Raw genomic sequence first — 10321 nt, forward strand, 5'->3', positions numbered from 1 at the left:
GGTGTCGAGCGGTGTTCCTAGTGACACGGATCGGACTTCCTTGTGCCACCACCGCGAACGCCGCTTACCTGGCCTGTTGCCCATAACCGTGTCACCAGCACCACCAGGAACTGCGGAACTCCGGTACCTCTTGTGAAGGGCTTTGGCGAGCTTGGCGCGTTCTGCGCCAACGGTACGGGTGTTCTCTTTCCTGGGTATGCGGAGCCTGTCGCAAAGTTGAGGATCGGAGTATGAGGTTTCGCCCGGGCTTCTTGGAAGCATCGACAGCGCGCTCAGCGAGCCGTTTGCGCATGGAGCACTGGAGGTCGCAACTCGTCGCGGGCTCACTGGCGATAAGGGCCGCTGCTCTGACGGGCACGGTTCAGCTTGGGCCGCGGCGTGGGACTTTGGCGCCTTGGTGTACGACCCGACCTTGCGTTTAGGGTGGTTAGGGGCCTTCCAGAGGCGGGATGTCGTGGACGGACGGGTCTGGGCGGCGGCCGCCGGATCGTCCCGGTGAAGGAAGAGCCTGCAGAGCGGCGAAGCGCAGGGCAAGCTGCTGGTCGAAGATGTCTTGCGTGAGCAAGAGATCTTCGACCAGCAGCTTGCCCGGAGCGAGTGGTCTGCGAGGCTGACTGGGCCGGGACGATGGCGGACGTCATGCGGGCGTGGCCGTGGTCGCGGTCTGGTCCACGGCCGCGCCGCCCGGGTCGGGCCTGTGCCGGGCGGCCAGGGATGGGCTTCCTACGCGGAGGTATGCCTGTTGATTGCCTTGCCGGTGCGTTCAGGCCCGCCTATATCGCCGTCTCGCTCACTTGGACAGCTGAGAAGAGGTCGTTCCTCAGCGGAGCCGGGATGGAGCCGAGCCCGAGCCCAGCGTCCTGGACGGCGGAAGCGAGTTGGTGCTGCTCGGCCTGGCTGAGCAGCATGGCGCTCCGCGTATGGGTCAGGACTTTCCCGCGCCGCGTACCCGTCCGCCGTGTCGAGGACGTCGCTGATCAGGTACGTGAACACGCGGTCAGCAAGGGGCCGATCAGTGTCGGCAGCCAGGTCCAGGATGGTCAGGCCGATGCGCGTGCGGAAGAAGAGATACCCCGTCGCCCGGTCGAGTCCCAAATACTGGTGCTGCGCCTCGGCGGCGGCGTCACCAGGTGGGTGTCCCGCCGCATGGCTGCACAGTAGGCGGAGGCAGCTGGCGACCGCGTGTTCCCACGGTTGCTCGGGGCGCTGTCGGCGATGAGCGACATGGCGGTGCCGGTGTCGCCGGCGAGGCAGCGCGCCACGATCGCGGCGGGCTCCCGGCCGAGGCGTCGCACACGGCGACGAGCATGATGAAGGCCAACAGCAGCACGCCGTCGTAAGCCGCGAACGGGGACAGGGCCCGGAGAAGGGGGTATTCACGCTCGGCCAGTCCCCAGGAGAACAGCTCCCCGGTAAGCATCGCGTAGGCGACGGTACTGAGCGTCACCCATACCCCGGTCACACACGACGCCGCCCGCGGCGACCAGCGACGGTCCGCCTCCGCGATCCAGCCCTGAGCCAGGACGATAGCGACAGGGCCAGCGGCACCAGCCACACGGCCACGTCCAGGACGAACCCCAGCACGGGGAGCCGGGCCACGAGCACCAGCCCGGCCGTCGGCGCCAAAAGCCCGACGACGGGTTGCGCCCGCCGCCACCGAGGCACCGCCGTGACCGCTGCGGCCAAGGCCAGCACGGCAACCGACCACCAGAAGGCGACCCATCGCTCGGCCACCACCAGCAGCGCCCACACAGGCAACAGCAGGCTGGCGAAGTTTCTGGACGAGAACGGCAAGCTGCTGTGAGCCCCCGGCAGGCGTGGGCGCCGGCCCTTTCGTGATCTCCGCTTCGCTGTACTCGCCTGTGGGTTGGAGCGACAGCGGCGTGGCCATCGAGTGGTTCGGCCCGGACAGCGAGTATCTCGGATCGACCGAGTTGGTCGAGGCGATCCCTGCCGGGCAGTGGAAGAAATACCGGATCGAGGACATCGCCCCTGACGGCGCGATAGGGGCCGACGTGTTCATCGGCTCGTGGCAGAGCCCGCCCGCTGGCGCGGACTGTATGTGGGCGACATCTCCTTCGTGCAGACTGACGGCCATATCAAGGTGTTGCGGGGTCGCTGTACGGCGCTGTCGACACGCCGGACCATGGGGTTAGGCCGTCAATTCCAGGAAATTACGCACCACTGGCACGTCCTTGTGGTCGAGCAGCCCGCCGCGCAGGTCCTCCAGCGCGCTCGTCCCGCGCGCCGACTCCACCCCGCCCATCAGCTGCAGCACCTGCTCGGCCACCTCCACCGCGGCGTCGAGATCGCCGAGCGCCAGATGAGCCTCCGACCGGCGCGCAAGATAGATGGCGGCGCCGCGCGCCTCTTGCTCGGCGTTGTAGGCGTCCTCGCCGCGCACCGCGGCGTCGAAGTGCTCGATCGCGCGGCGCGGCTCGCCCAGGCTCAGAGCCGCGCTGCCGGCGAACTGGTGCAGCTCGCCCATGTTCATCCAGTACAGCGCCGACACGTCCTCGCCCGGTCTTCCGTACGCTGCGAACGCCGCCTTCGCCGCCCGGTACGCCGGAACCGTCTCGCCCAGCAGCGAGTAGGCGCGGGCCCGGCGGACGTGCAACAGCGCCAGCACCCGCGGGCAGGAGACACGACGCGAGGTGAGCGCTCCGTTCAGCAGGCCCAAGGCCCCGCGCGGATCGCGGCCGGTGTAGCGGACGTTCGCCCAGAACGCGAGTGTCAGCGCGCCGATCGTGTCGTCGCCGGCGGAGGCCGCCGAGCGCAGCGCAGCGATGAAGTGTCGCTCGGCGTCGGCGTGGTTCCCGCTGTCGTAGGCGCACCAGCCCGCCAGGCGGCACGCCTCGGCCGCCGCCCCGTACAGTCGGCGGCCGACCTGCCCGCTGTGTGCCGTGTCGGTCAGCAGGGAGCGGATGAGCCGGATCTCGGCGGTGGCCGCGTCGTAGACGTGTGTGGAGCCGATCTCGTCGTCCAGGTGCCGCAGCGCCTCTAGGCGTGCGTCGAGCTGCGTGACGACTTCGGCGCCGATCCGGCGGCCGGCCAGCGGGGCGGCTGAGGCGGTTTCGGCCGTCGCCCATTGCGCGACCATGGCGGCCAGCGAGCTCGTCGATGCGATGAGGAACGCTCGTCGGTCCACTGGCCCTCCCACTTCGCCCAGTACTTTGACGCTACCCGCCGGAGTCCACGGCGACTCCAAAACGGCGCAGTCGCCGCAGAAGGCCAGCAGCAGCCAGGCGGGCCAGCCGCGGGCGCACACCTCCCGCTGGGAGATGTCCAGCAGGTCCGCCATGGCGAGTTGGGTCGTGATCTGGGGGAAGAAGTACCCGGCGATCGTGCGCCTGTGGGAGACCAGCTGGACTGAGTTCGTGCCCTTCTTGGTCGTCTACGGGAGTGTCAACTTAACGGCTGATCTGGGTTGTTGAAATGTTCAGAGGGTCGAAGGCGATCTGGAAGGCGTTCAAGGGCGCCTTCCAGCGCACGGTCCATCTCTTGCGGCCCCAGTCCGGTGGGATCGAGACTCATCAGGGCCATGAACACGCACTTCAGGGCGGCGGTCTCGTTCGGGAAGTGGCCACGGGCGCGGACAGCCTTATGGATGCGGGCGTTGACGCTTTCGGTGGCGTTGGTGGAGCAGATCACCTTGCGGATCTCGACGTCGAAGGCACGCGACGCGGGTGGCCACGTGGCAGCGGACGTATGCGGCGCGGGGCCAGTAGGCAGTCATGTTGTTGACAAGCGCTTACCTCGTGGCTTTGTCAGCGGAGTGTGTGAACGAGGTGCTCGGCGAGTGCGACGACCGGAAGGTTGGTGGTGGCTCTTGGGATCACGGGCATGATCGAGGCGTCGATGACCCAGAGGTTGTCGGTGCCGTGCACGCGCCCGCTGTCGTCGACCACGGCGCCCGCGGAGGGGTTAGAGCCTATTGCACAGGTGCCCACTGGGTGCCAATAGTGTGCGGCGGAAGCGCCCATCGCGGCCTCGCTCGCTTGCGGGTCGGCGCTGAACTCGTCCAACGGCGTTCCAAGCAGGGGAGCAAGCGCGGCTGAGGCTGCCATGCGCCGGCACATGTCGATGCCGTCCTGCAGCACCGCGAGGTCGGCTCCTTCTGGGTCCGTCAGGTAGGCATGGTCGATCATCGGCGTGGACCTCGGGTCGCGCGTGGTGAGCCGTAGCGTGCCCCGGGAGCGTGGGGTGAGGCAGGCTGCGGGCAGCACGCAGGCCCAGCCATCGGTGGTGTGGGTGGTCCACGGCAGGAGATGCAGGTCGTACGGTTCTTGGCCGTCAGCCGATAGCGTCTTGCCGATGACTTGCTCGTCTGGCAGGGGGCGTAGGCGTTCGTATCCGGTAAGCCGTCGTACCAGTTCGTCGCTTGCTGCGAAGCGCAATTCGAGTGTGGGGTGGTCGTGGAGGTTGCGCCCGACGCCGGGGAGGTCGAGGCGGGGGGGCACGTCGAGGGCGCGTAGCTCGTCGGCAGGGCCGACGCCGCTGCGGAGCAGTATTTCGGGGCTGCCGTAGGTGCCGGCGCAGAGCACGAAGCGGTCCGCTTCCACGAGGAGTCGTTCCTGTCCGCGCAGGACGTGCGCGCGGCGGGCCGTCGAGCCGTGGAGTTCGAGCCGGTCGACCAGCGCCCGGTCGATGATGCGCAGACGGCTCTCGCCGCGTACGGGGTCGAGGTAGGCGAATGCGCTGTTCCAGCGCACGCCGCCAGGGTTGTTCACGGGTGACGGGCCGCAGCCGGCCCCGCCGAAGAGGTCGTCGAGGTCGTCCGTCCGCGGAATGCCGCAGTCGATCATGGCTTCCATTGCGGCGGACTGGAAGGGGGTGAGTTCTTCGTCGGAGTAGTGGCGGACGCGCAGTCTGGCCGCGCCCTCCTTCATGAGTCCGGCGAGCGTTTCGTCAGTCCAGGAAAGCCGCCACTGGCGGTAGTCGGCGGCGTGGCCGACCGTCTGAGAGCAGCCGTTATGGGCCGAGCAGCCGCCGATGACGCGGGCACGCTCGAACGCCAGCTCCCGGCTGGGAACGGCGCTCGGGCCGCGGTATCCCCAGTCGTGCGTGTCCGGCAGCGTCGCGCTGTCGAGCAGTTCGCGGGGCCAGCGTCCGGAATCGAAGGATCCGTAGTCCGGTCCGGCCTCGACGACGACCACGGACAGGGACGTGTTCGCGAGCAGGCGACCTGCGACCACTGCTCCGGCGGTGCCGCCGCCGAGGATCGCGACGTCTGCGCGCACGCGCTGGTCTGAGTCTTTCGTGGTGCTCACCATGGGAGCAAAGTTTAATCAACCGAATGATAGCGTTGCGGGCGCCGCCGGCCGAGGCCGCTTCGTAGATCTGCCGAGCGAATCGTTTGTCGGTCACCGCGCGTACCCCGCGCAGCGCCGGGTTGTCGAGCAGGAACTTCTCGGCTTCGGTGACGTGGGCGTCGTTCGCGGCGGAGCTGCCTTTGTCGTAGATGATGATCAGGATGACCTGTGGGTTGCGGGCGGCCACCTCTCCCCAGCCGACCTTGGTCTACGCCTTGTTCTGGTCGGCGAAGAGGTTACGGCCGCCGGCCGTAACGAGGACCGCGTTGATCACCTTCTGGTTGCCGGGCGCGTAGGGGGTGGCGGTTCCCTCGTTGTACTCGAACGGGAACACGGTGGGCCGATCGTCGTCCTTCAGTTCAGCGACCCTGGTCTCCACCGGGGCGATCTTCTGCTTCATCTCCGTGATGACCTGCTGGGCATGGTTCAGCACCCCGATCCGGCCGAGGTTCTCCAGGTCCGGCCACACCAGGTCGAAGCCGGTCTGTGGGCCGGTCACCGGCGCCTCGCACGCGGTGGACAAGGCCAGGTAGGACGGTATACTGTCGGCAGCCGGCTCCTTTGGGGGCATGGCGCCGGGGGCGTCGAAGTTGCTGTTGAATCCGCCGCGCACCAGATCGGACCGTACCGCTGTGACCAGCGGCGTCAGCAGTGCCACCCGCTCCGGAGGCAGCCCCATCGACAGGTCCTGCGGTCCCGATTAGGTGATGATCGAGTGCCCGCGACTGGCCCCTGTCGGACTTGGTCAAGCTTGTAACGCGCTGCTGCGGGCGGGTCCGGGGGCCGCAGGCTTTGCCCCCCGTGCCGTGGGCGTGCCGCCCCTGTGCCGTGGGTGTGCTGCCCATGTGCTGACTGCTGTGTGCTTGGCGATCGGGTGGAGGGCAATGGTCATCCCCGGCCATGCCCCGGTTGTCCTTCGGGCTGGTTGCGTTCCCCTGGTCGGCCGTCACGCGGTTGACGGCGGCGCTGAACGGCGTTGATGGCGTTGACGGCATCGTCCGCTCCGTCAGGGACAGCGGCCCCTGCTTGCCCTCTGTCTCAGGTGTGGCGTGGGCCGCTCACAAAAGATTCCGGTGGCAACAACCTGGCAGGAGTATGGGCGCTGGTGAATGTGGAGGTGCGTCGGCGGGCGGCGGGGGACTCCGCTGCGCTTTGATGTGACGCTGGCTGATCTGGAGCGGGTGGCGTGGCGCAGTCCCGATGGGGGGGCGGCCTGCGCCAAAGATCGGTGGGAGAGTGTGCGCCCGCCGTGCGCGGCGCGCTACCGAACGGATGCCTGGTATGTTTTCGCCGCTGGAGTGACCCGGGGATGTCGGTGGTGACGCGCACGGCGGGCCTGAACAAACGGTAGCGAATCCACTGGTGCTGGCCACGTTCACCGCGCCGAGCTACGGCCGGGTTCATGTGGTCCGGGATGGCGGGGTGTGCCGGATGCCCCCGGGGCGGGAACCGGGGCAAGCGGGTGTGCGAGTGCCCGGCGCAGATGTGAGCTTCCCGACGTCGAGCAGTATCCGTTCTTCGGCAAGAATGGCTACTGCCGCAGCTGGGAGGCCAGGCCCATCTGGGCCGAGCGGCGCGACGCGATCGAGCGGGAGGCGGCCAAGTCCAGCACCCGCCCCGCGGCCATCACCTACGTCATCGGCCACCCAACGGTGGTCAGGACCGCCCTGATGGCTGACGAGGCGACCCGGGCGGCGGCGGGGGAGGCCCTGGAGGAGTTTGATGCCCCCAGGCCGCCGATGCGGCCGACCGCGCCGCGGCCGCCGAGGTCACCAGGCAGCGCCAGAGCGAGTACGCATCGCCAGGACCTTAAGCCGGTCTACCCCGCCCCGCTCGAGGCGGCCACCTCGAGCGGTTCTATGAGTTTCCCGTGGACAGGACCGCCGGTTTCAGGGGCGGGGGAGGAAGCCGTCGATCACACGGCGGGCTCTGCCGGGCGCGTCGCGGTCACCCAAGCGCAGGGCGGTATTGGTCGCGGTGAGAACCGCGTCGGTCTGGAAGGCGACCAGATCGGGGTCCAGGGCGGCGATTTCGCCGGCGTCCAGGGCGTGGCGCAGCTCTGCGGCGATGAGGGACAGCCAGTCCTGATGCTGGCGCGTCAGGTTGTCCCGGATGGGACCGGGGCGGCTGTCGAAGTCGGGCAGATTGGCCGCCCAGAAGCAGCCGCCGGTGAACAGCGGCTGTTCCGCATAGCCGATCCAGTGGTCGATCAGGGCGCGCAGCCGCGCAGCTCCGGGAGGCGCCGCCTGCGCTGGGCGCACGACAGCGTCGAGGAAGAGCTCGCGTGCAGTTGCGATCGTGGCCAGGTACAGCTTCTCCTTCGTCCGGAACAGAGTCTGGATGCCGCTCTTGCTCATTCCGAGGTCCGTGGCCAGCCGGCCGAGGCTGAGCCCGTTGAGCCCCTCCAGTGACGCGACATCGACGGCGTGCCGGGTGATGGCTCGCCGCGATCGGGCGCCGCGCAGCAGGCGCCCATCGGTGACCGCAGGATCGGGGGGCGGGACGTTGTCGCTCATCTCCTCCATCGTGCCACATCCGCTTGCCCTATACGTACGAACGACCGTATTCTTTCGATCCCCTTACCCTTGACGAAGGATTAACCATGGACGCCGATCGCATGCTCGAGCTGGCGCAGGCACTGGCCGCCGCCAAGAGCCGCCAGGACGTACCCGCGGCCCTGGCACTGCTCCACCCGGAGATGGTGCTGGAGAACCCGGCCTTCGGAACGACGGCCCGCGGCCCGGCGGAGAACGAGGAGGCGCTGCGCCGGTTCTTCGCCGCGTTTCCCGACTACGACGTCGCCCTGCAAGGCCACGCCGCGAACCGCGACGCGCTGGTCTGCTGGGGGACGGTCCGGATGACCATGACGGGTGACCGGTTCGGTGTAGTGCCCGACGGCCGCCGCGCCGAGCTCCCGGTGTTCATCCAGTTCACGTTCACGGACGATCTGATCGCCAGTGAGCGCTTCTTCTTCGACCTGTCAGAACTGTGCGCCCAATCGGGCGTCTCGACCGACGCCGTCCGGCGGAAGCTGTTCGGCGCCGCCTGAAGTCACCTCCAGCAACGAAAGGCGATTCCACATGCTTGCCGACCCACGCGTGAAGGACGTCGGGGAAATCCAGACGGAGTTCCTCTTCGACATCGTGATCGATCTGAACCCGCAGTTGGACTTCGGCAGGGGACCGGTCGGGCAACGCGTCCTGTTCGGCGCCGCCGGCGGAACGTTCGAGGGCCCGAGACTGCGGGGCGAAGTCCTGCCGGGCGGCGGTGACTGGGCGCTGTTCCGCCCCGACGGGGTCATGCTCCTGGACGTCCGGCTCACCCTGCGGACGGACGACGGAGCCCTGCTGCACATGACCTACGGCGGCCGCTACACCACCCCGCCGGAACTGCGCGCGGACATGGCCGACGACGCCGTCAGACACCAGGTGCCCCCGTCTCGCTACTACTTCAGGAGCAATCCGCTCTTTGAGACAGGAGCCGAGTCGCATGCATGGCTGAACGACATCGTCTGCGTGGCATCGGGCTACCTCGTCGAAGGCGGGATCGCTTACAAGGTCTTCCAGGTGGTGTGAATGAGCACCGCCGTTGCCGACCGCTCGCCACCGGTCCAGGCATCACTTCGCCAGCGTCTGGCGGCCGAGGCGTTGGGAACCGGACTCCTGCTGATCGCGATCGTGGGCTCCGGGATCCTGGGTGAGCGGCTCGCCGCCGGGAACACCGCGGTGGCGCTCCTCGCGAATGCCCTGGCGACCGGCGCCGCGCTGTTCGCTCTCATCGAGTGGCTCGGGCCGCTCTCCGGCGCCCATTTCAATCCCCTGGTCACCCTCGCCATGGCGTTCCGCGGCGACATCAGGGCCGGCGTGGCGGCGATGTACGCACTGGTCCAGCTGCTGGGCGGCGTCGTTGGGGTCGGAGTCGCCGACGCCATGTTCGCCGTGCCCGTCTTCTCCCTGGCCACCCACGAAAGAAGTAGCGCCGCAGAGGTTCTCGGAGAATTCGTGGCAACCTTCGGGCTCGTGGGGATCGTCTGGGTCTGCTCGCGGACGCGAGCTGCTGCGCTCCCGAGCGTTGTGAGCGCCTATATCGTCGGGGTGTTCTGGTTTACTCCGACAGGCTTCGCGAATCCGGCCGTCACCCTCGCGCGGGCGTTCACGGACACGTTCACCGGCATCCGCCCCTTGGACGTTCCCGGCTTCCTCATCGGAGAGGCAGCCGGGGCAGCCGCCGCCGTCATTCTGTTCAGCTGGCTGTTGCCGGGCAAGCGGGCCACCTCCGCTAATGGGATCGCGATCGGCCCTCCGGCGATTCGAGATGGACGCGGCCAAGGTGTGCCCCCTCAGGAGGAGCCGCGTCCCGGGCCTTGCGTGTCGAGCGCCTCGCCGGGTGACACCTGAGGTCATCCATGACCGCCTGACGGCACCCGCCGACGCCTCGGGCGACCTGTGCGATGATCACCTGACCGCCGGGCGATGCGCGTCCGAGGTGGCGGGCATTCGCCGCCACCCCGGGTTTCCGGTCCCTGCCCGGCGCTGGCGGGGCGAGCGGCGGGATCTCGTGCAGCGCGCGCCGGGCTCAGAGGGCATCCCGGCCGCCCTCTGCGCTGCCGCATACGCGCCAACCTGCTTCCCGGCCCCGCTTTCGGGCCCGGCAAAAGCCACCAGGAAGGGCCGCTCCGCGCCCCCGCCCTCCACCACGAACCCGGCCCGGCTGTCGCTGAATTCCATCAGATCGGCACCCCGAAGTGTGTCTCGGACCCGCTCGGCATCGCGATCGTGCTCACTCCACAGCGGCCGCCGTCCTTTAGCCGTAGCCGAACCTCGGCTCGTCATCGCCCATGATCCCACCGTAGACGCCTCGCGGCTGCCGTCCAGGCCCTGCGTACAGAGGTTGAAAGTTCGGGGTTTCATGTCGATCTCGGGTTCGTGATCAGGCCGGTGTGTGTCAGGAAGGCGTCCAGGAGGTCGGGGCGGTACTGCAGTTGCTTGAGTCGGCTGCGAATGACCATG

General features: G+C 68.5%; 8 protein-coding genes and 1 pseudogene. 3 read left to right on the forward strand and 6 right to left on the reverse strand.

The window, feature by feature from the left end; genetic code table 11:
- Positions 1 to 1458: 1458 nt before the first annotated feature.
- The 6 genes and pseudogenes from ACTWPW_RS61030 to ACTWPW_RS61055 all read right to left on the reverse strand — a co-directional run bounded on the left by ACTWPW_RS61030 (position 1459) and on the right by ACTWPW_RS61055 (position 7828).
- Positions 1459 to 1752, reverse strand: a complete 294-nt coding sequence (locus ACTWPW_RS61030; RefSeq protein WP_443174548.1) for a hypothetical protein — start codon at positions 1750 to 1752, stop codon at positions 1459 to 1461.
- Positions 1753 to 2152: 400 nt separating this feature from the next.
- Entirely contained in the window at positions 2153 to 3301 is a 1149-nt protein-coding gene (locus tag ACTWPW_RS61035; RefSeq protein ID WP_443174549.1) for a hypothetical protein, read from the reverse strand.
- Between the two features lie 109 nt (positions 3302 to 3410).
- Positions 3411 to 3672 (reverse strand): annotated as a pseudogene (locus tag ACTWPW_RS61040) (transposase); the annotation flags it as partial.
- A gap of 95 nt (positions 3673 to 3767) precedes the next feature.
- On the reverse strand, positions 3768 to 5273 hold the full coding sequence (locus ACTWPW_RS61045) for a GMC family oxidoreductase (RefSeq protein WP_443174550.1): 1506 nt from the start codon (positions 5271 to 5273) through the stop codon (positions 3768 to 3770).
- Positions 5274 to 5520: 247 nt separating this feature from the next.
- Positions 5521 to 5991 carry a hypothetical protein gene (locus ACTWPW_RS61050; RefSeq protein WP_443174551.1) on the reverse strand — a complete coding sequence of 157 codons (471 nt, stop codon included), beginning with the start codon at positions 5989 to 5991 and terminating at the stop codon, positions 5521 to 5523.
- 1210 nt (positions 5992 to 7201) lie between these two features.
- Positions 7202 to 7828, reverse strand: coding sequence for a TetR/AcrR family transcriptional regulator (locus ACTWPW_RS61055; RefSeq protein WP_443174552.1), 627 nt, complete (start codon positions 7826 to 7828; stop codon positions 7202 to 7204).
- 86 nt (positions 7829 to 7914) lie between these two features.
- On the opposite strand from ACTWPW_RS61055, the gene ACTWPW_RS61060 reads away from it, so the two are divergent.
- Genes ACTWPW_RS61060 through ACTWPW_RS61070 form a run of 3 tightly spaced genes read left to right on the forward strand, consistent with a single transcriptional unit; the run spans position 7915 to position 9709 of the window.
- Positions 7915 to 8361: an ester cyclase gene (locus ACTWPW_RS61060; protein ID WP_443174553.1), complete on the forward strand. Its 447-nt coding sequence runs from the start codon at positions 7915 to 7917 to the stop codon at positions 8359 to 8361.
- A gap of 31 nt (positions 8362 to 8392) precedes the next feature.
- Complete coding sequence (locus tag ACTWPW_RS61065) at positions 8393 to 8887, forward strand: DUF3237 domain-containing protein (RefSeq protein WP_443174554.1); 495 nt, start codon at positions 8393 to 8395, stop codon at positions 8885 to 8887.
- Positions 8888 to 9709 (forward strand): aquaporin, encoded by an 822-nt coding sequence (locus ACTWPW_RS61070; protein WP_443174555.1) that lies wholly within the window; start codon positions 8888 to 8890, stop codon positions 9707 to 9709.
- Positions 9710 to 10321: the final 612 nt, after the last annotated feature.

The sequence above is a fragment of the Nonomuraea sp. KM90 genome, assembly GCF_052246675.1.
Lineage (GTDB): Bacteria > Actinomycetota > Actinomycetes > Streptosporangiales > Streptosporangiaceae > Nonomuraea.

What these genes read in the sequence shown, in the direction of transcription:
- ACTWPW_RS61035 (WP_443174549.1), bottom strand. Translation starts at nt 3,301, where the DNA reads ATGGCGGACCTGCTGGACATCTCCCAGCGGGAGGTGTGCGCCCGCGGC.
- ACTWPW_RS61045 (WP_443174550.1), bottom strand. Translation starts at nt 5,273, where the DNA reads ATGGTGAGCACCACGAAAGACTCAGACCAGCGCGTGCGCGCAGACGTC.
- ACTWPW_RS61050 (WP_443174551.1), bottom strand. Translation starts at nt 5,991, where the DNA reads ATGGGGCTGCCTCCGGAGCGGGTGGCACTGCTGACGCCGCTGGTCACA.
- ACTWPW_RS61055 (WP_443174552.1), bottom strand. Translation starts at nt 7,828, where the DNA reads ATGAGCGACAACGTCCCGCCCCCCGATCCTGCGGTCACCGATGGGCGC.
- ACTWPW_RS61060 (WP_443174553.1), top strand. Translation starts at nt 7,915, where the DNA reads ATGGACGCCGATCGCATGCTCGAGCTGGCGCAGGCACTGGCCGCCGCC.
- ACTWPW_RS61065 (WP_443174554.1), top strand. Translation starts at nt 8,393, where the DNA reads ATGCTTGCCGACCCACGCGTGAAGGACGTCGGGGAAATCCAGACGGAG.
- ACTWPW_RS61070 (WP_443174555.1), top strand. Translation starts at nt 8,888, where the DNA reads ATGAGCACCGCCGTTGCCGACCGCTCGCCACCGGTCCAGGCATCACTT.